Source organism: Fructilactobacillus sp. X3R5C2 (genome assembly GCF_059901175.1).
Genome location: NZ_JBWXVC010000004.1, coordinates 124,481 through 141,667, shown reverse-complemented (window position 1 = coordinate 141,667; position 17,187 = coordinate 124,481). Strand labels below are relative to the sequence as shown.

Below are 17,187 nucleotides of genomic sequence, written 5' to 3'. Positions count from 1 at the left end.
TAATTTCACAATATAATGCCAAAACTACTGAAATTAATGGATTTGCAATCGTGATGTAATCATTTGGTATTAATCCTAATCTATCATAGAAAGTGTATGATGATTGTAAAATAATGCACAATAAATTAATAAAGGAGCTGGTAAGATGTTCAAAGGATTAATCAGAGGTGTAACAGTAGCGATTGCGTCGTTAGGTTTATTTGGTGTTGTAAACATCGCCACTAACCAAAATCGAGTATCCGCAAATAAAGTCCATTTTTCAAACGTTAAGCGGGTTGCTACTAGTGAGCTTGGTAAATCATATTCGTACGGTGCAGTCGGACCTAACAGTTTTGATTGCTCTGGCTTTACTCAGTATGTCATGGAAAATGGTGCTAATCGTAATATTGTAAGAACCGCACAGGCTCAATACGATGCTTATAAGCATGTTAGAAAGAGTAAAATCAAAAAAGGTGACTTAGTCTTCTTTGGTTCAAGTAAAAGTGACATTTACCACGTTGGGATTGTTTTAAACAAACATCAAATGATTGATGCGCAAAATCGTGGAGTGGTGATTGAGCCAATCCACGCCCCGTGGTGGCATTTAGTGGGGGTTTCGCGTCCAGTTTCATTTACTAAGAAAACAGTTTAAAGTCCCGTTAGGTTTTAATGAGCCTGACGGCTTTTTTGACTTCTCCAACTTTGCTGATTACTATGTAGGCAAATGTTGAAGGGAGTGCATTTCAAGTGCTAAGAAAAGACGAGCCATTTTTACCAATTACATCAAGAAAGGAACTTCGTGACTGGTTTGCTGAAAATTGCAAGAGAGAAGATTGTCTGTGGGTTCCAGTCAGCATGAGTAAAACCAGTGAAGAAAAGATGTTTTATTTGGATATCGTCGAAGAGGCACTGTGTTTTGGCTGGGTCGATGGTTTGCATAAAAGTTCGGATGAAACGGGACTAGCACAACGATTGACTCCTCGAAAGGAAAACAGTAACTGGACCGAGCTCAACAAGGAGCGGGCTCGAAGACTAATTAAACTAGGTTTAATGACTGAAGAAGGCAAACGAGTGTTACCAGATTTGTCTCCTAAATCGTTTAAGATTATTCAGCCCGTTAAACGTGCCTTAAAACGTGATCCGAAAGTATGGGATAACTTTAACCATTTTCCCGATTTGTACCAACGAGTTCGCGTTGATGGTGTTCAGTCCCGCTTGAAATTTAGTAAACCCCAATCATATAAACATCGGTTACGTAAGCTAGTAAAGAAGACGAGAGTCAATGAGATGTATGGTGGTTGGTGTGATGATGGAAGATTGTTGCATTATTAATTTCTTAATTATTAATAATAAATGAATCTTTCCATACTTTTGAATATTGCTGATTAATTTGTTTTGCTGTAAGAATATTGTTATCAAAGGTAGAAAATGAATTATCCGGAACAGTTATCTTAAATCCCAAATGAAATCCTACTTTGATGGTAGTATCAACACAATACTCAGTTTGTGCACCACATGTTTCAATGGTATCCACTGATTGACTGTTTAAAAATGATTCTAAACCAGTTTCATAAAATGAATCAGGAACATACTTATTAAAGTATCTGTCCTGAGGTAGGTTATTAATATTGTGATTAAGCTGCCATTCTTCACTGTTAATGTGCATTGATTCACTGATATGTTGCATAAAAATGATTGGTTAATTATGTTTTCGGTAGTAGTTTATTCTTTTGTTTATATTGTTTATAATTGAGTCCATCTTATATATTTTTTTTAGACCTTCTTGCATATCAATTATTAATAGTGCTTTCATAATTTCATCTCTCAAACAAATAATTTACATCATTGTACAACGATTATTTGAAATAGGTATATTGTAGAATTCTTTTTGTTTGTGTAATATATAAATATGTAAGTAGATATTAAAACAAGATGATAAAGGAATTCAAATGCCTAAAAAATATTTAACCAGTGGGACACGTACCAGTCATACGTATCAGTTTTATAAGGAACGCAGAAATGATCCAAGTTGGCGGGAAGATTACTTAGAGGTTAAATCAAAACGAAGACGTAATTTTCTGATGAAATTAGTTTCAGGGGTTGTGATTGTATTGATTGGGTTCTTTCTGTTTAACCATTATGCTGGTGCTTTAATAAGTAGAATACAAAATGAGTTTAGACGGAATCCTTCATCAATAATTTCAAATCGAACTTCCAATCAACATAATTCAGCACAAATAACTCCTAATTCTTCTCAAGCAGAAACAGGAGCAACTCCAGCAAATAGTAACAATAATCAGGCTGAAAATGATGTTAAGCAAACAAGCACTTTGACAGAACCAATTGCTAAACAAATATTAGAGAAAGAAACACCTTATTTCCAAAATACGACTACTAATAAAATTAGTTATTGGAATTATGGTGGTAAACTATCTGGAGATCAGACGGGATATTGGTTTATAACTCAAAACGCTACTAGTGATATTGGATTAGAGGGGACCGTTAAAGATAATGGGGACGGAACTGCTCACATATCAGAAAACGTTGTTTCAAAAGCAACCGGTCCACATTCTTCAAATTTAGAAAAAGATGTGACAATTCCACGTTAAGCTTATAAAACACAAAAAAGCGAACCAATCAATTTAATGACTGGTTCGCTTTTAATTATGGAGGCGGCGGGATTTGAACCCGCGTCCGAGCATATTGCCTCCTGAACGTCTACATTCGTAGGCTAATCATTTGAAGTTCACTGTACAATCCGCAATTAGTCAATGCTAGCATGCACAGCTAATCTGATTAATCTCTTCATACTACTTCAGATGGGAGCAGTAAGCGTATCCTATTAAAGGTAGGACCTAGGACTGATCCATAGGAAAAATCAGCTAGATCTACGTCAAGCGCTTATTAGGCAGCTACGGCGTAAGAATTGTTATTATTTTTTGCAGTTATAATTAAACTGAGCGATTTGACGCATCGTCGTACGGAATGCAATTCAGGCTCAAACTATACCCGTCGAATCCATAACGCCCCCGACAGACACATTATTACTATACCATGATATCTGCCTAATTTACAGTGATTTAGATCAGGTTAAAATGCTTCAGTCCGTTGACAATTCCATGGTCGGTATTTTTGGTGGTAATGAATTCACCATGTGGTTTGACATTTGGAAGTCCATTACCCATTACGACCGGATGATCAACGTAGTCTAACATTGGGATGTCGTTATTACCGTCTCCAAACGCGTATGTTGGGATTCCAGTTAGTCCAGCAGTGTTTATTAATTGCTTGATTCCAGTAGCCTTAGAAACGTCATGAACGACCACATCAATTGAATAGGGCGAATTACGGTAAAAGGTTAGGACATCTCCAAAGTTTTCTACGTAGTCAGTATCCAGATCAGTATTGGTAACCACCATCATGTTAATAGGATTTTCGTGCCAATACTTTTTTGTGACAATGGTCGGAAGTGGAGCGTGGACGTGTTCAAAGGCTTTAACTGCCAATTCATCGTGATTGGTAATGGCACCACGTTTTTGGTTCAGTAAAACTAATGTATTATCGTGTTTTTCAACAAAGTTGTACAAACGATCAATGATTTTGGGGTTGATTGTATTAGAAAAGACTTCTTGGTTTCTTAACATTCCAAAATCACCGTTTGCGGCTACCACGGAATCAATCTTGGTTTTCTCTAACGTATCTCTGATTTCAAAAAGATTCCTTCCGGTTGAGATTACCGGAAGGCCACCGTGTTTTCTGATTTCATCCATTGCGTTTGCAACTTCATCGTTCACCTTTGAATGTTCATCAAACAAGGTCCTATCTAAGTCAAAAAATACTAAATATTTATACATAATCGAATCTCCTTTGCTTATTATTTTAACATATGACCTACTTTGCAATCCTACTAATTAATCGTGATTACATGTACAATGAGATAGGAAGCGATTTTTAGAGGAGAATAAAATAATATGAAAAAAGTTGAAATAACCGGTAAAGCCGTCAAAAAGTTTGAGGGCGGTTATCCACAAATTAGTGAAAAAGATTTAGTTAACGAAGCGGATTTTAGCAACGGCGAGGTCGTGGCTTTAATTAAAGGAGATCATTTCGTTGCCAGTGCGTACTTTGGCAAACAAGCTGGGGGAATCGGTTGGATTTTGGATCGTAAGGAAAATCAATCTATTGACGATCGTTTCTTTGGTCATTTATTTAGTCAGGCCTTCAGTAAACGGATTTTACTTCAAGATGAAGGCATTGATATTCATCGCCTGTTTAACGGACAAGGAGACGGTTTGGCCGGAATTACAATTGACAGCTACGATGGTCAAGACGTGATTACCTGGGAAAATGCTGGAATTTACCAATTACGAAATCAATTGATTCCAATCATTGTTAATCAATTGGGGAGTTACCAGAATTTATACGAGTATCAGCAGTTTGAACATGGTTCTGAAATCAAGTCAGTTGAAAACGCTAGTCCCGATCCTGTAGGCTCGGCCAATGTCTTGGAGGGTGAAGTAACGTATCCAATTAGTTTACAGAACGCCAAAACGACAGGATTAGACATCATTTATCGCGATGTAAGACAGGACGTTTTTGATCAATCACAAGATAAAGTTGGTCTAAATTTATTTTATGAGGGAACCGGAGTTGCTAGTGCCATGATTGGTGGTGGTAGCGTTAAGACCGTTAATGTTGACGATAGTAATCGTGCTAAATCTCAATTGATTAATGAAATTGATGCTAATGGATACATGATCGGTGCCCAAGAGGTCAGAAAAATGAGTGTCTTTGGGTACTTAGATTATGCGCAAAAACATGATTTGAAGTTTGACTTAATCACCGTTAACGTGCCTGTCTTTGTTAGAGATAAAAAGAATCGGTTTGAGATTAAGCGTGACTTACAAGCTCTCGTTAGTGCGGTAAGTCAAGTTGCTAGTAAGGATGCGTCCGTCTTCTTTACCACAGATACCAATAAAATGAATTCGAAAAGGTTTCGGTCTGAAATCTCGGATGCATTTGCCGCAAACGGTGTTAACGTTAATTTTGGAAAAACTTACTCTAACCCAAATGATTTTCCGATTGACCATGATTATGAACGTGAGGGATCGTTTAAAGGGATCAATGTGCGGATTAAATAAGAACTAATATAATAAAATTAACAGAGCAAAAACATCATTATGTAATTAATTTTTGTTGTATAATGTAAGCGATATTATAGAAAGTGGGGATAGTGTAATGGCTTATTTGAAATTTGATGATTCTAAGTTAAGCAAGTTTGTACATCCGGATGAGTTGCCTGAGATTCAAGCGATGGTGACTGCAGCGGATAAAGAGTTAAGGGATGGCACTGGTGCTGGAAATGATTTCCGGGATTGGTTAGATCTTCCAGAAAATTATGACAAAGATGAGTTCGCAAGGATTCAAAAAGCAGCTGACAAAATCAAGTCTGATTCAAAAGTTTTAGTTGTGATTGGAATTGGTGGTTCATACTTAGGTGCTAAGATGGCCGTTGATTTTCTGAATGGTACTTTTTACAACTCTGAACCTGATGACAAGCGTCGTGGTGTCAAGGTTGTCTTTGCGGGTAATTCACTCAGTGCTCCATATATTCATGATTTATTGAACTACATCGGTGACGATGACTTTTCAATTAACATCATTTCTAAGTCTGGAACAACCACTGAACCAGCAATTGCTTTCCGAATTTTCAAGGAAAAGTTAGTTAAAAAGTATGGTGAAGATGAAGCTAACAAACGAATCTATGCTACTACTGATGCTCATCGAGGTGCTTTGAAACAAGAAGCTGACGCTAACGGCTACGAAACCTTCGTAATTCCAGATGGTGTTGGTGGACGTTACTCAGTTCTTACCCCAGTTGGTTTATTACCAATTGCTGCTACCGGTGCTGACATTAGTCAATTAATGAAGGGTGCACTTGATTCTTCCAAAGAATACACCAATCCAGATGTTAATAAAAACGATGCCTATCGTTACGCTGCGTTGAGAAATATCCTTTACAGAAAGGGTTATACCACTGAATTACTCGAAAACTACGAACCAAACATGAGAATGTTCTCAGAATGGTGGAAGCAGTTAATGGGTGAGTCAGAAGGAAAAGACCAAAAGGGAATTTATCCATCATCAGCTAACTTTACAACTGATCTTCATTCATTAGGTCAATACATTCAAGAGGGGTTACGTGATCTGATTGAAACGGTTGTTAAATTAGATAAGCCTGATGACGATATTGCGATTCCAAAGGAAGAGTCAAACCTTGATGGTCTTAAATACCTTCAAGATGACACGGTTAACGAAGTTAATACCAAAGCCTATGAAGGGGTTGTTTTAGCTCATACCGATGGTGGGGTTCCAGTTATGACCGTTCATATTCCTGATCAATCAGAATATTCACTAGGTTACTTAATTTACTTCTTTGAAGTTGCGGTTGCTATTTCTGGTTACCTAAATGGCATTAATCCATTCAATCAACCAGGCGTTGAAGCATACAAGAATAATATGTACGCATTATTAGGTAAACCTGGTTACGAAGAATTAACCAAGAAACTGGATGCAGAATTAAAAAAGGAAAACAATAACTAAATAGACAAAAAGAACGGATTCAGTTGAATCCGTTCTTTTTATATGGTCAATGATTTGATTGTAATAAGAGGGTTATTCCCATTTTCCTTCAAGAGTACGTAGCTTCTTAATTAAGCGTTGTTGTGCTCTTTCAAGATCATTCATTTGATCATCAACGTGACGGTTTTTGTCCATTCCACGTTTATCATCTCGAGTCGGCTTAGCAACCTTAGTATCACGTAAGTTATTGGTCTGATTTTCATTTTCAATCAACTCTTTCACAACGTCCATTCGTTCGTTGTAATTAGATAATAAATCAGCGTTGAATTTATCTGAGTTTTCTTTTTGGAACTTTTCTTGATCCTTGATTAATTTTTTAAGTTCTTTTTCTTTTGAGTGTGCATCCATATTGTCATACCTCCAATATAAAAAGAATAGCACTAATGCTGTTTCAATAGCAATCTAATTTTATAAATAAAAATGGTCTTCCGATTAATCGGAAGACCATTTATTAGTTTAGATATTATTTGTCAGTATCTTTACGTCTGAAACCAAGTACTGCGGCAAGAGCAACCATGATAGAACCAATGGCACTCATAAGTAGTGTGCTTGCTTGACCAGTTTGCGGCAAGATGTGGCCATTCTTTTGGTCATTGTTTTTAACTGCAGAAGCTTGACCGTTATCCTTAGTAGCAATGTGTGAAGTTGTCTTATCATCATTGTTTACCTTAGCAGCAGTTTCTTTGTTTGAAGCATTCTTGTCAGAAACTTCTTTGTTTGAAACAACCTTAGCAGAAGTCTTCTTGTTAAGAGCTGCCTTTTGGTCAGTTGACTTCTTTGAAGCGTTCAAATCAACTGTGTTCTTCTTAGCAGTAGTGTCATTTGACAAGTTACTTACTTGTTCTTTAGGTGCTGCTGGAGTTTGTTGAACATTTTGTTGAACGTTAGGAGTCGTCTTTGAAGTTTTAACAGTCTCGTTAGTGTTGGCACTAGTATTTGATGATGCCTTTGTTGGTTGAACATTCAAGTTAACCGTCTTAGTGTTATTTTGTGATACAACACTAGTAGTTTGTTGTTTGCCATTTGAAGCAGTTGGAGTTGGTGTAACACTAGCTGATTTCTTAACATTGTTCAATTGAGTAGTAGGGACATTAGCTCTCAAGTTGTAAGTGTATGCTCTGTTATTAGCAGGTCTTGCAGCTGGAGTGCTTACGTTTTGTTGAACGTAGTTAACTCTTGGAGTATATGAATTGTTGTTAGTGTTTTGGCTTGGTGTGTAAGTACTTGCGCTTCCACCGTTAAATCCGTTAACACGTCCGAATAATACGGTACCAGGGAAGTAGCTTAGTGAATCGTTGTAAATAACACCACGGTTTTGAGCATCAAGCATTAAACCGTTACCTAAGTAAATTCCAACGTGGTAAAGATCTCCACCGTTAGAGAAGAATACTAAATCACCTTTTTGAGCCTGGCTACGTGAAATGTGTTGTGTAGCAGGGTATTGACTGTAAGTAGTTCTTGGAAGACTGTATCCAGCCTTGCCAAATACGTATTGAACGAATCCAGAGCAATCAAATCCAGCTGGTGTACTGCCACCCCAAACATATGGAGTTCCAACATATTGTCTACCAATGTTAACTACTTGATCGGCATTAGTATTTTGAGCTCTAAAGCTGACATTTTGAACTCTAAAGTTAGTTGCGGCTGCACGAGCAGCACTTAATTGAACGTTTGAGTAAGAATGAGCTGCTGGGGTAACATTGTTGTTTTGAGTGTTAGTCTTAACAGTTTCAGTCTTAGCTGATTGTGCAGGGGTAGTAGTGTTAGCATCAGCTTGTTTTGCATTGTTGTTTGAAACGGGTGCTTGCTTAGCAGGTGATTGTTGAGTAGTTTCAGATTTAGTAGCTGGGGTTACATTATTTTCAGCTTTTTCAGTATTTACTGATTGTGCTTGTGTAGTAGCTTCGGCTTTAACTGAATCGTTGTTAGTAGTCTTTTGGTCAGCGTTGTTGTTTTGCTTGTTATCTGCTTTAGCAGAAACAGCGTTGTCTAAATTATTAACGTTAACATCAGTTTTAGCTGATTGTGCAGGAGTAACAGCTTCTGCAACCTTGTTTTCAATCTTGTTTGGTGTAACAGTTGATGTTTGGTTATCGTTTTTAACGGCATCATTGTTAGCATCATTTTGATTGTTTTCAGCTACTTGATTATTATCAGTAGTTGCTGATTGATCGTTAGTAGTTGTAGCTTTTGTTGCATCATTAGTGGTGTTGTTTACATCATTGTTTGAAGCAACATTAGTTTGAGTAGTGGCATCTTTAGTAGCATTAGCATCGTTTGTTTGATTATCAACGTTAGTGTTAACTTTTGCTGCGCTCTTAGATGAGTCATTTTTAATAGTGCCGTTATCTTTCTTGGCACTTTGAGTAGCTTGTGCGTTATTTCCTAAGGCGTCAGCGTTAACAACGCTACTGGTAGTTAGAAGGCCACCGGCAACCATTGTAGTTGCAAGGGCAGCAAACATCCATCTCTTACCAGCTTTGTACATTTTATAGTGTAATTTATCATTATTCATATATTTAATTTCCTCCTTTGGAATATATAAACAATAACATCAAAACTATGTGAAAAAAAGAGTTAAACTCAAGCGTAACTATAATGATATAGTGCGAAACATTCAGGAAATAGTTTGTTAAACTAGTAATGTTTCAGTAACATTGGTGTAATATGACTGTGCTACTTACAAAATATAACCAGACTGCTTGACCACGACGTTATGTGACAGTTAGTAATGATTTATATGGAGGCAGTATTCATGCACAAAATAAAAGATTTAGCTGTCATGACGGGCATTACAGCTCGTATCCTTTAATACTATGGGTGAATAGATTTGTTGATCGTTGAACGAGATTTAGAATCTAGTTATTGAAGATATAATTTTACTGATGTTTTAAGACTACAGTTGATTTTGTTTTACAAAAGTTTTGGTTTTGACTTAAAAGAAATTAAAAAAATTATGAACAATCAAGATTTTAGTTTTCACAATGCATTAATAAATCAAAGAGAAATATTATCCGAAAAACAGCAACATTTGAATCAATTAATTAAAACTATTGATGGAACAATTGAGGAATTGAATGGAGGTATTAAAATGAAAGATACAGATAAATTAGCACTTTTTAAATAGGGGCAATTAGATAAGAATGAAAAGCAATTTGGAAAAGAAATTCGTAATAATTATGGAGAAGAAACAGTTAAGCAATTTAATGAGAAGTATTTAAACTTATTTGCCGTTGATTTTCAAAATATACAAGAAATGGAAAATCGAATGATTGGTTTATTAAAACAATCATTAAGGGATAAAAATACTGATTATAAAAAATACTGATTATAATGGAAGAAAAATTTACAAATTACACAAAAAGTGTTTGCAATATACATGGCCAAATTATTCTATAGAAGCTCATCAAGGACTGTTTAAAATTTATTTAAATGATGGCCGGTTTCAAAAATATTACGATAATAAAGCGGGAACTGGTGCCACAGAAATTTTGGTTCAATCAATTCAAAAATATGCAAAGTAATGATCCTAACCCTAAAGACGTTTTATTAAACACTGATTAACCGAATTGTTCAATGTTTGGTAGAATTAGTGTAAATACATTTAAGGGGGGATTATGATGGCATATGGAAACTTAGACTATTATTATGCAATATTAGGATTGCCCACAACAGCAGACAAACAAGAAGTTGACCGAGCTTATCGCAAATTGGCTAAGAAGTATCATCCTGATGTTAATCATTCTCCTGATGCTGCCTCCAAGTTCAAAGAAATTACCAGTGCGTATGAAATTATTAAAGAAAATAATTATAGTTCTGGATCATATGCAGGATCAAGTCAGTCTAGTTATGAATCACATTCTAATGAGTCTAACGCTAACAATGATTCTTATCAGCAAAACACTAATTACAATTATTCTAATTACCAGCAACAAAATCAAAATCATGAACCTTATCATTTTACTGAAGCTGACATTGGTAAGGTAATTTTCTGGATTGCAATCGCAATTTCGATTGCGACGGTAGTGATTGTCATTAAGGTCTTACCTCTTAGTATTACTTATGCGGTTTTGATTGTGTGTGGAATTTTGTATTACTTCTATCAGAAAAAGTGATTAATTATAAAGATCGAGCATTGTAATGCCTGGTCTTTATTTTTATTAATTAAGTTTTTATGGTAATAAAAACTTACATGAAAAAATTCTTTGTGGTAGATTAATCATTGCTGAAAAATTAGGAGGTTAAGTATGCCAAAGGATTTTAAGGAAGAATTATTGTTTACTGGATTAATGGCAGGTATGATGGTGATCGTGATGGAAGCCTATAACATTGCACTCGGGAGTGGGGTTGATTCCACTTTTGTTAAAAGTGTGTTAATGGGTTATCCATTTGCGTTAGTTATTGCGGCTGTTTGTGATTTACTTTTTGTGGGACCACTTGCAAAAGGAATCTTTTTCAAATTTATTTTTACTGAAAAAATGGAAGAGAAGCCACTTTTGATTTCTTTAGGAATTTCAATTTTGATGGTTTTAGGGATGGTAACTTGCATGTCAATTTTCGGAATTGTAGTTGAAGGCGGATTTTCTAGTCTTAATCTAGCAACGTTTGGGATGACATGGATTAGAAACTTGATTTTGGCTCTGCCATTACAACTTCTGATCGTTGGACCAATTGCTAGAATGGTTTTAAGTAAGGTTCAAGAAATCAGGAATTAGAATCAATTCAATAAAAAAGAACCATTTCAATAGTTATTGAAATGGTTCTTTTAGTATTTATAGTTGAGTATACTGGGCTCGAACCAGTAAATTGCGGATTCAGAGTCCGCTGCCTTACCAATTTGGCGAATACTCAATATTTGAACAACTAATATACTACAATTCTTTATGGACAGTTGTCAACAGAAAATTTTGCATTACTTTGTTGACAGACCGGTTTAAATTGGGTAAACTATGTAATTGTTCAGTTTATTGCCCGTTGGTCAAACTGGTTTAAGACGTCGCCCTCTCAAGGCGGAGCTATGAGTTCAAGTCTCATACGGGTAATTGATACAAGCTTCTAAACGTTGGCTTAGAGGCTTTTTATTTTGTATTGGTCTCTATTTGGTCTCTTTAGTTGATTTTATCGAGTAATTTTTGCGTTTTTTCTGCTTCATCGTTCTCCTTGGTTTTGAGGAGATGTGCGTAAACGTCTTGGGTAATTCCAATGTTTTTATGACCAAGTCGTTTGGATACATATTGAATTGAAACATTTTGACTTAAAAGGTAACTTGCGTGAGTATGTCGTAGTCCATGAAAAGATACTCGTTTAATGCCTAATTTTTTTGCATAGTATTTCATAGATTTATTGATACTTGAATTAGAAATGAAGTTATTCATGCGGCCAAGAAAAACAAAATTATTCTTATTTTCAAAATGATTCCTCAGCAAGAATTCGTTTTGAATTTTTTTATCTTTTTTAAATAAGTCAATCAATGAGTTGTTAATTTTGATAGTACGCATTGAACTTGCGTTTTTGGTTTTTTGAAATTCCTTATCAACTTGGCTGTATGATTTATTAACCGTCAACGTCTGATCATTCCAATTGATGTTGTCCCATGTTAATCCAATAATTTCCTCATAACGTAATCCTGTTAATAGGGCAGTTGCTACCATAGCCTTTGAAACATCTTCAATATTTCTAAAATTCAAGCAATAATCTAGTAGCTTTTCCATGTCTTCCGCTTCAAGATATTTCATTGAACTATCTTTTTCCGGACGACCACTTAATTCGATTCCATCTGTAAAATTCTCATTGATTAAATGAATTTGCACAGCACGTGTAATTGCTGTTCTAGTTTGTCGATGGATTTTCCGGACAGAGTTAATGCTTTGATTTTTACCCATTTCATTGATGAATTTTTGGTACGAGAAATAACTTATTTTTTGCAGTGGGGTATCTTTCCAGTATCGTTGCAAATATCTCTCAGTGGCCAAATAACGTCTTTTGGTTGCTTTTGATGAAGACGGCGCTTTAAAAGTTTTGTACCAATCATCAAAATACTCAACTAAAGTTTGATTGCTTTTCTCAATGAATTGGTCGTTATTCAAATTACTTTCTTGATCAGTTGCCCATTTCTGAGCTTCACGTTTAGTTTTAAACGTTTTACTAGTTGCATGTCTTTTGTGCATTTGGTCTTGATAGTAAACTCTTGCACGCCATTTTTCTCCGCGTTTTTGAAAAGTTGCCATTATTATTTACCTCTGAACGTATGTTCGATATAATGGTTAAAAATAAGCTCCACAAACCGTAGAGTTTACTTTTAACAATTTTCCTATATTCAAATCCTCTGGTTAAACATCTCTACCACGCACGGTAGGGATGTTTTTTATTTCTATAATCCTAAAAGTTGTTTTTTCTTTGCTTCAAATTCCTCGCTAGTGATAGTTCCTTCATCAGCCAATTGTTTGTATTTCTTTATTTCATCAGCAGAGTCAATATCTGAAGTAGTATTTGAGTTGTCGTTATCTTTTAAAATTTCATCTAAAATGGCACAGAGCTTATTACATTGCTTAATTGAATTGGAATAAGTCAAAGAATTAGCTTTTGTTTTAGTGGTTATAAATTTAATTTCCCATGTTTGATCGTTTTTAAAATTAATATTCACTGACAAATAATTTACGACTTCATAAGTCTTTCCACCGGTCATAGCTCCAACAATTGCACCAACTCCACCCATTAGAGTTCCACCAACAATTGCTCGTGTTATTCCATGATGCTTTGTTTCGTTGTTTCCACGTTGATTTATTTTATAACTGACGATGTCCTTAAATTTATAAGACTCACTAGGTGAAAGCATCGTAGCTTTTTTTGTAATTTCTTCATCGTCTCTGTTAATAGACAGATTAAGTATTTTTATCTCGTTTCTTGTCGATGATGGATCGTGTGTCTTATTACTAGGATTTTTTTCAATTTCTTTTAGTTTATCGTAAATTATTTTATAAACATTTTCACTGTCCGTTATTGTTTTCTTTTTGAATGCTCTAAGAACAATTGAATTTGGATCTTTAAGAGCTTGAGAATTAGTAAATCCTATTTTAGAAGTTGTTTGATTGTGAGCCATTTTAGGATCCAATATTATTTGAAGATACCCGTTTCGATATAGAGTAGGCTTTTGGTATTTTATTGATTGAATATCATCTAAATATATAGTTCTATCTTTTTGATTTCCTTGAGCGCTGATTGCTGATAGACCATTTCTGCTTATTATTAAATGGTCATCATACACTTTCAACTGTCCGTTAGTTCCCTTTAAACTCGCTAATTCTTTCATTGCTTGTTTCTCCTTATGTATCAACTTTTAAGGTCATCAGTATTTGGACTATTTATCCATTTGGATGAGAATTTGCCCAATCTATTTGACCTTGTACCCAGGCATCTGGGCTTCCATCTGGATTACTGCCAGGTGCATGGTCTTGTTCCTGATCAACATTAGAATTATCTGACTGGCTGGTAACAGATTGTTGGTTAGGGTTACTCGTTTGGTTAGACACAGCAGGTTGAGATGTACTTGATTGGTTAGGGGATGTAGTTTGCTGAGAGTTAGTTGTCTGTTGTGTATTTGTATATGAAGAACTGTTAGAACTAACACTTGTGTGGCTTTCTTGACCAGGATTCTTGCGATTATTACTTTCTTTGCTATTTTTATTGTTTGCTTTTTTATTCCTTTTAACTTTTTTCTCAGTTTTGGGATTACTACTTTTATGTTCGTTTTTATTTGTTTTAGATGAACAAGATGATAAAGATAATGCTACTAGTATGGCTGCTGATAAAAAAATACTTTTTTTCATAAAATCTCCCTTTATTTTTATATTAAAAAAGTTTATAAATCTATCGTTATTTGAATTGCTTTTCCAATTATTTTACCAGGATTGCTTTTGTTAATGACGATAGGGGTATATTTTTGATTAATTGGCATTAAGATTGTTTCATGTTCTTGGTTAACAATTTTTTTAAGCGTAGCGTTAGTATCATCATCAACAAGAACAGCTGCAATATCGCCAGTTTCAACTGTAGATTGAACATGTATAAGTACATATGCACCATCTGGAATTTTAGGTTCCATTGAATCTCCCCTACATTTTAGCCAAAAATTGTCACCATAAGGTAATGAGTTTATTGATGTTGCTCTATAACCCTCTATATTTTCCTGAGCTAAAATAGGATCACCACAAGCTATCTCTCCTAATACTGGTACGTCTACCATATTATTTTCGAATTTTATTGCATTAGCAGGCAGCAATTCTTTTAGTCCCGCTAACTGAAAAATTTGTTCATCTGAAATACGTAAACCTTTAGCTAGCTTTTTTAAAGTTGATGGTTTAGGGATATTTCTTTTTCCATGTTCGACCTGTGAAATGTATGGATGGGACATTCCCGCTTGTAAAGCTACTTGTCTAATTGAATATCCTTTTTCTTTTCTGATTTTGGCTAGTTCTTTTCCAAAATCTACACTATTAGTATTCATGAGTAACCTTCCTTTAACTGTATTTTATCAATAAAGTTGAAAAAAGATACCAAAAAATATCAAAAAGATACCAAAAATGGTTGCATTTGTATACCAAATGTTTTATAGTTATAGATGTTGAAGGGAGGTTAAGAAATGTTATTAAAATTAAAAGATCCAGAAAAGATAAAAGAAGCAATTGCAATGAATGGTTATTCAATTAATGGATTTGCAAAAAAGAATAAAATTAGTGATGCAAATTTAAAAAGCATCCTATCTGGAAAACATAATCCATATCCACCGACAGCTAAAAAAATTGCTGATGGTTTAGGCTTGAAAATTAGTGATATTTTTTTTGCTCTTAATGGTAACAAAAGTGTACCAACAAAGGAGATGGGCAAGAATGATTGAAGAAACAATTAAAAGTGTTCTCTTCAAAATTGCTGATTCAATCATTAAAAATCAGCAAATCAAGCAGGGAGTGTTTAACCAAAAAGAATTAGCAAAATATCTGTGCTGTGACGTTAATACACTCAAAAAATACTACATTTACCAACCAGATTTTCCAGTAATTCCACGAGGAAACAAATATGTATATCCGCGTAAGGGTGTTGATCAGTGGATTGCAAATCACACAGTGACTTATAAGGAGGTGGCATAGATGGGTGACCAAGAAATAGAAATTTTAAATGAAGTAAGAAAAACAAATAATATTTTAGAAAGTATACAAAAAGACCTTCATGTTATTGCAAGTAACACAAAGGTCAATAAAAAAGTTATTGACCCTATCACTGGGAAAGAATCTCAAACTAATCTCTAATCATTGTCGAGTTTATTAAGAAAATCCTTATAAACTTTAAAAACTGCATCTGGATTAACACCTTGTGACTTAATTGTAGGCTCAGTTGCAAGGTAATTTATCCAAGATTTTGTTAATTCAGCAGCAATCATTTTATTACTGTTATTCATAGTTTTCACCTCCTTTATAAAAATTATATCAGAGGTAGAAATTGAAAGGAGATGATCCATTGAGAGTATGCGAACTACAAAACATTAAAAGTGAAGATTTAAGAAACCAACTTACTGAAACCGTTGATTGGACTCTTTGGTCTAATGGTAGTTATCCAAGTAATACTGAGTCAGACGAGATAAAGGTACTGATTAGTGATGTAAGTAAGCCTATTGTGAAGCTTTCAAGCAAAACTAAAGTATTAGCGTCTGGAACAGCAAGATATTCCTACAAGAATTATCAATTTGAAGTTGTCCCAAGCGATGCTACAGAATACCTAGAAATTGAAAACAACATGACTGAGGACGAAAGAAACCATGGATTTGAAATTTAGCGAGGTAAATGAAATGGAAAAAGAAAACAAAAAAACAATTTTGAAGCTTATTGTTGGCGATCAAAAAACTTCATTTCAAGCAAATATTGTTGGAATGGATGAAGTTGCTAAATCAGCAAATGGATTAATGCATGCATTATTTGAAGTAGTCAAGCCGGTTGCTGGAGCAAACACTACTGAACTTATTAAAAATTGTATGGATGAATATATATCTAAAGAGGAGATGAATTCAGATGATGAATAAAGACATAAAAAAAGACCAATCGAGTAACGGCTCGACAGGTCTCAATAAATTGGTTCTATTAAACATTCTACAGTTTAATTCTACCAGTGATGGAAAGTTAATTCAACGGACTATGAAATAGGAGGGATTAAACATGATCGAATTTACAGCTACTCAAGGATTATTTTTACTATTTATTTTTATATCAGGAATTACTATTGGCTCTTTTGGGAAAGAATTTATTAAAAGCCTAATCAAACGTGATGGTAAATATTTTGAATAGTGAGGTAAAAATTATGAGAAGAATAAATCAATTATTGAAACAAAGAAAACAATTAATCAGTTCAAATCAACGTTTATTAGATGATTTCAGTCAACTTGATGACGTGCAAAAAAACATTGCTAGTCGAACGATTGATGATCAAAAAGTACTACGACAATTATTTACTGATGAAGATAAACGTAAACAAAGCATCATCAATGCAATTCATCCAGCATTCACAACTTGGGAGGACTAG

General features: G+C 34.7%; 26 protein-coding genes, 2 tRNA genes and 1 other RNA gene. 18 read left to right on the top strand and 11 right to left on the bottom strand.

Annotation, left to right across the window (positions count from 1 at the left end):
• Nucleotides 1-145 precede the first annotated feature (145 nt).
• Both AC6UD4_RS05670 and AC6UD4_RS05665 read left to right on the top strand, forming a co-directional pair.
• A complete protein-coding gene (locus tag AC6UD4_RS05670; protein ID WP_500694329.1) occupies nt 146-631 on the top strand; it encodes a C40 family peptidase in 486 nt (161 codons plus the stop codon).
• A gap of 95 nt (nt 632-726) precedes the next feature.
• Nucleotides 727-1,311 (top strand): YdeI/OmpD-associated family protein, encoded by a 585-nt coding sequence (locus AC6UD4_RS05665; RefSeq protein WP_500694330.1) that lies wholly within the window; start codon nt 727-729, stop codon nt 1,309-1,311.
• Between the two features lie 4 nt (nt 1,312-1,315).
• Here the strand turns inward: AC6UD4_RS05665 and AC6UD4_RS05660 are convergent, their stop codons facing one another.
• Nucleotides 1,316-1,666 (bottom strand): isochorismatase family protein, encoded by a 351-nt coding sequence (locus tag AC6UD4_RS05660; RefSeq protein WP_500694331.1) that lies wholly within the window; start codon nt 1,664-1,666, stop codon nt 1,316-1,318.
• 262 nt (nt 1,667-1,928) lie between these two features.
• On the opposite strand from AC6UD4_RS05660, the gene AC6UD4_RS05655 reads away from it, so the two are divergent.
• Nucleotides 1,929-2,588 (top strand): hypothetical protein, encoded by a 660-nt coding sequence (locus AC6UD4_RS05655; protein ID WP_500694332.1) that lies wholly within the window; start codon nt 1,929-1,931, stop codon nt 2,586-2,588.
• 55 nt (nt 2,589-2,643) lie between these two features.
• On the opposite strand, the gene ssrA is transcribed toward AC6UD4_RS05655, so the two are convergent.
• Nucleotides 2,644-3,010: a transfer-messenger RNA gene (gene ssrA / locus AC6UD4_RS05650) on the bottom strand.
• Nucleotides 3,011-3,059: 49 nt separating this feature from the next.
• The gene (locus AC6UD4_RS05645; protein WP_500694333.1) at nt 3,060-3,833 is read right to left on the bottom strand and encodes a Cof-type HAD-IIB family hydrolase; all 774 of its coding nucleotides are present in this window, start codon (nt 3,831-3,833) and stop codon (nt 3,060-3,062) included.
• Nucleotides 3,834-3,950: 117 nt separating this feature from the next.
• On the opposite strand from AC6UD4_RS05645, the gene AC6UD4_RS05640 reads away from it, so the two are divergent.
• Both AC6UD4_RS05640 and AC6UD4_RS05635 read left to right on the top strand, forming a co-directional pair.
• Complete coding sequence (locus tag AC6UD4_RS05640) at nt 3,951-5,120, top strand: class I SAM-dependent methyltransferase (RefSeq protein WP_500694334.1); 1,170 nt, start codon at nt 3,951-3,953, stop codon at nt 5,118-5,120.
• 97 nt (nt 5,121-5,217) lie between these two features.
• Complete coding sequence (locus AC6UD4_RS05635; protein WP_500694335.1) at nt 5,218-6,582, top strand: glucose-6-phosphate isomerase; 1,365 nt, start codon at nt 5,218-5,220, stop codon at nt 6,580-6,582.
• Between the two features lie 72 nt (nt 6,583-6,654).
• Here the strand turns inward: AC6UD4_RS05635 and AC6UD4_RS05630 are convergent, their stop codons facing one another.
• On the bottom strand, nt 6,655-6,969 hold the full coding sequence (locus tag AC6UD4_RS05630; RefSeq protein ID WP_500694336.1) for a hypothetical protein: 315 nt from the start codon (nt 6,967-6,969) through the stop codon (nt 6,655-6,657).
• A gap of 115 nt (nt 6,970-7,084) precedes the next feature.
• Nucleotides 7,085-9,136 (bottom strand): NlpC/P60 family protein, encoded by a 2,052-nt coding sequence (locus tag AC6UD4_RS05625; protein WP_500694337.1) that lies wholly within the window; start codon nt 9,134-9,136, stop codon nt 7,085-7,087.
• A 387-nt stretch (nt 9,137-9,523) separates the two neighbouring features.
• On the opposite strand from AC6UD4_RS05625, the gene AC6UD4_RS05620 reads away from it, so the two are divergent.
• From AC6UD4_RS05620 to AC6UD4_RS05600, 5 genes are all read left to right on the top strand, one after another.
• Nucleotides 9,524-9,748 (top strand): MerR family DNA-binding protein, encoded by a 225-nt coding sequence (locus AC6UD4_RS05620; protein ID WP_500694338.1) that lies wholly within the window; start codon nt 9,524-9,526, stop codon nt 9,746-9,748.
• 39 nt (nt 9,749-9,787) lie between these two features.
• Nucleotides 9,788-9,949 (top strand): hypothetical protein, encoded by a 162-nt coding sequence (locus AC6UD4_RS05615; protein WP_500694421.1) that lies wholly within the window; start codon nt 9,788-9,790, stop codon nt 9,947-9,949.
• On the top strand, nt 9,921-10,145 hold the full coding sequence (locus tag AC6UD4_RS05610) for a TipAS antibiotic-recognition domain-containing protein (protein WP_500709641.1): 225 nt from the start codon (nt 9,921-9,923) through the stop codon (nt 10,143-10,145). Before AC6UD4_RS05615 ends, AC6UD4_RS05610 begins: the two co-directional genes overlap by 29 nt.
• Before the next feature lie 96 nt (nt 10,146-10,241).
• Nucleotides 10,242-10,736 (top strand): DnaJ domain-containing protein, encoded by a 495-nt coding sequence (locus AC6UD4_RS05605; protein ID WP_500694339.1) that lies wholly within the window; start codon nt 10,242-10,244, stop codon nt 10,734-10,736.
• 132 nt (nt 10,737-10,868) lie between these two features.
• Nucleotides 10,869-11,336, top strand: coding sequence for a DUF2798 domain-containing protein (locus AC6UD4_RS05600; RefSeq protein ID WP_500694340.1), 468 nt, complete (start codon nt 10,869-10,871; stop codon nt 11,334-11,336).
• 63 nt (nt 11,337-11,399) lie between these two features.
• Here AC6UD4_RS05600 and AC6UD4_RS05595 read toward each other — a convergent pair.
• A tRNA-Gln gene (locus AC6UD4_RS05595) sits at nt 11,400-11,472 on the bottom strand.
• A 117-nt stretch (nt 11,473-11,589) separates the two neighbouring features.
• On the opposite strand from AC6UD4_RS05595, the gene AC6UD4_RS05590 reads away from it, so the two are divergent.
• Nucleotides 11,590-11,663 (top strand) — tRNA-Glu (locus AC6UD4_RS05590).
• A gap of 66 nt (nt 11,664-11,729) precedes the next feature.
• Here AC6UD4_RS05590 and AC6UD4_RS05585 read toward each other — a convergent pair.
• From AC6UD4_RS05585 to AC6UD4_RS05570, 4 genes are all read right to left on the bottom strand, one after another.
• The gene (locus AC6UD4_RS05585; protein ID WP_500694503.1) at nt 11,730-12,848 is read right to left on the bottom strand and encodes a tyrosine-type recombinase/integrase; all 1,119 of its coding nucleotides are present in this window, start codon (nt 12,846-12,848) and stop codon (nt 11,730-11,732) included.
• A 143-nt stretch (nt 12,849-12,991) separates the two neighbouring features.
• Complete coding sequence (locus tag AC6UD4_RS05580; protein ID WP_500694504.1) at nt 12,992-13,930, bottom strand: SHOCT domain-containing protein; 939 nt, start codon at nt 13,928-13,930, stop codon at nt 12,992-12,994.
• Nucleotides 13,931-13,982: 52 nt separating this feature from the next.
• Nucleotides 13,983-14,447: a hypothetical protein gene (locus tag AC6UD4_RS05575; RefSeq protein WP_500694505.1), complete on the bottom strand. Its 465-nt coding sequence runs from the start codon at nt 14,445-14,447 to the stop codon at nt 13,983-13,985.
• A 32-nt stretch (nt 14,448-14,479) separates the two neighbouring features.
• The gene (locus AC6UD4_RS05570; protein WP_500694506.1) at nt 14,480-15,124 is read right to left on the bottom strand and encodes a LexA family protein; all 645 of its coding nucleotides are present in this window, start codon (nt 15,122-15,124) and stop codon (nt 14,480-14,482) included.
• Nucleotides 15,125-15,259: 135 nt separating this feature from the next.
• On the opposite strand from AC6UD4_RS05570, the gene AC6UD4_RS05565 reads away from it, so the two are divergent.
• The 3 genes from AC6UD4_RS05565 to AC6UD4_RS05555 are packed head-to-tail and all read left to right on the top strand — an operon-like array spanning nt 15,260 to nt 15,923.
• Nucleotides 15,260-15,514 carry a helix-turn-helix transcriptional regulator gene (locus AC6UD4_RS05565; RefSeq protein WP_500694507.1) on the top strand — a complete coding sequence of 85 codons (255 nt, stop codon included), beginning with the start codon at nt 15,260-15,262 and terminating at the stop codon, nt 15,512-15,514.
• Complete coding sequence (locus tag AC6UD4_RS05560; protein ID WP_500694508.1) at nt 15,507-15,764, top strand: helix-turn-helix domain-containing protein; 258 nt, start codon at nt 15,507-15,509, stop codon at nt 15,762-15,764. The genes AC6UD4_RS05565 and AC6UD4_RS05560 overlap by 8 nt, the downstream gene beginning before the upstream one ends.
• Nucleotides 15,765-15,923, top strand: coding sequence for a hypothetical protein (locus tag AC6UD4_RS05555; protein WP_500694509.1), 159 nt, complete (start codon nt 15,765-15,767; stop codon nt 15,921-15,923).
• Here the strand turns inward: AC6UD4_RS05555 and AC6UD4_RS05550 are convergent.
• Nucleotides 15,920-16,072 carry a hypothetical protein gene (locus tag AC6UD4_RS05550; RefSeq protein WP_500694510.1) on the bottom strand — a complete coding sequence of 51 codons (153 nt, stop codon included), beginning with the start codon at nt 16,070-16,072 and terminating at the stop codon, nt 15,920-15,922. The two genes, AC6UD4_RS05555 and AC6UD4_RS05550, sit on opposite strands and share 4 nt — an antisense overlap.
• A gap of 59 nt (nt 16,073-16,131) precedes the next feature.
• Here AC6UD4_RS05550 and AC6UD4_RS05545 point away from each other — a divergent pair, with 59 nt between their 5' ends.
• The 4 genes from AC6UD4_RS05545 (at nt 16,132) to AC6UD4_RS05530 (ending at nt 17,187) form a co-directional block, all read left to right on the top strand.
• Nucleotides 16,132-16,446, top strand: a complete 315-nt coding sequence (locus AC6UD4_RS05545) for a hypothetical protein (RefSeq protein ID WP_500694511.1) — start codon at nt 16,132-16,134, stop codon at nt 16,444-16,446.
• Between the two features lie 13 nt (nt 16,447-16,459).
• On the top strand, nt 16,460-16,690 hold the full coding sequence (locus AC6UD4_RS05540; RefSeq protein WP_500694512.1) for a hypothetical protein: 231 nt from the start codon (nt 16,460-16,462) through the stop codon (nt 16,688-16,690).
• A gap of 133 nt (nt 16,691-16,823) precedes the next feature.
• Nucleotides 16,824-16,952: a hypothetical protein gene (locus AC6UD4_RS05535; RefSeq protein WP_500694513.1), complete on the top strand. Its 129-nt coding sequence runs from the start codon at nt 16,824-16,826 to the stop codon at nt 16,950-16,952.
• Nucleotides 16,953-16,965: 13 nt separating this feature from the next.
• A complete protein-coding gene (locus AC6UD4_RS05530) occupies nt 16,966-17,187 on the top strand; it encodes a hypothetical protein (protein ID WP_500694514.1) in 222 nt (73 codons plus the stop codon).

What these genes read in the sequence shown, in the direction of transcription:
- AC6UD4_RS05655 (WP_500694332.1), top strand. Translation starts at nt 1,929, where the DNA reads ATGCCTAAAAAATATTTAACCAGTGGGACACGTACCAGTCATACGTAT.
- AC6UD4_RS05530 (WP_500694514.1), top strand. Translation starts at nt 16,966, where the DNA reads ATGAGAAGAATAAATCAATTATTGAAACAAAGAAAACAATTAATCAGT.
- AC6UD4_RS05605 (WP_500694339.1), top strand. Translation starts at nt 10,242, where the DNA reads ATGGCATATGGAAACTTAGACTATTATTATGCAATATTAGGATTGCCC.
- AC6UD4_RS05600 (WP_500694340.1), top strand. Translation starts at nt 10,869, where the DNA reads ATGCCAAAGGATTTTAAGGAAGAATTATTGTTTACTGGATTAATGGCA.
- AC6UD4_RS05630 (WP_500694336.1), bottom strand. Translation starts at nt 6,969, where the DNA reads ATGGATGCACACTCAAAAGAAAAAGAACTTAAAAAATTAATCAAGGAT.
- AC6UD4_RS05555 (WP_500694509.1), top strand. Translation starts at nt 15,765, where the DNA reads ATGGGTGACCAAGAAATAGAAATTTTAAATGAAGTAAGAAAAACAAAT.
- AC6UD4_RS05535 (WP_500694513.1), top strand. Translation starts at nt 16,824, where the DNA reads ATGATCGAATTTACAGCTACTCAAGGATTATTTTTACTATTTATTTTT.
- AC6UD4_RS05565 (WP_500694507.1), top strand. Translation starts at nt 15,260, where the DNA reads ATGTTATTAAAATTAAAAGATCCAGAAAAGATAAAAGAAGCAATTGCA.
- AC6UD4_RS05540 (WP_500694512.1), top strand. Translation starts at nt 16,460, where the DNA reads ATGGAAAAAGAAAACAAAAAAACAATTTTGAAGCTTATTGTTGGCGAT.
- AC6UD4_RS05635 (WP_500694335.1), top strand. Translation starts at nt 5,218, where the DNA reads ATGGCTTATTTGAAATTTGATGATTCTAAGTTAAGCAAGTTTGTACAT.
- AC6UD4_RS05660 (WP_500694331.1), bottom strand. Translation starts at nt 1,666, where the DNA reads ATGCAACATATCAGTGAATCAATGCACATTAACAGTGAAGAATGGCAG.
- AC6UD4_RS05585 (WP_500694503.1), bottom strand. Translation starts at nt 12,848, where the DNA reads ATGGCAACTTTTCAAAAACGCGGAGAAAAATGGCGTGCAAGAGTTTAC.
- AC6UD4_RS05625 (WP_500694337.1), bottom strand. Translation starts at nt 9,136, where the DNA reads ATGAATAATGATAAATTACACTATAAAATGTACAAAGCTGGTAAGAGA.
- AC6UD4_RS05560 (WP_500694508.1), top strand. Translation starts at nt 15,507, where the DNA reads ATGATTGAAGAAACAATTAAAAGTGTTCTCTTCAAAATTGCTGATTCA.
- AC6UD4_RS05640 (WP_500694334.1), top strand. Translation starts at nt 3,951, where the DNA reads ATGAAAAAAGTTGAAATAACCGGTAAAGCCGTCAAAAAGTTTGAGGGC.
- AC6UD4_RS05575 (WP_500694505.1), bottom strand. Translation starts at nt 14,447, where the DNA reads ATGAAAAAAAGTATTTTTTTATCAGCAGCCATACTAGTAGCATTATCT.
- AC6UD4_RS05670 (WP_500694329.1), top strand. Translation starts at nt 146, where the DNA reads ATGTTCAAAGGATTAATCAGAGGTGTAACAGTAGCGATTGCGTCGTTA.
- AC6UD4_RS05550 (WP_500694510.1), bottom strand. Translation starts at nt 16,072, where the DNA reads ATGAATAACAGTAATAAAATGATTGCTGCTGAATTAACAAAATCTTGG.
- AC6UD4_RS05645 (WP_500694333.1), bottom strand. Translation starts at nt 3,833, where the DNA reads ATGTATAAATATTTAGTATTTTTTGACTTAGATAGGACCTTGTTTGAT.
- AC6UD4_RS05570 (WP_500694506.1), bottom strand. Translation starts at nt 15,124, where the DNA reads ATGAATACTAATAGTGTAGATTTTGGAAAAGAACTAGCCAAAATCAGA.
- AC6UD4_RS05580 (WP_500694504.1), bottom strand. Translation starts at nt 13,930, where the DNA reads ATGAAAGAATTAGCGAGTTTAAAGGGAACTAACGGACAGTTGAAAGTG.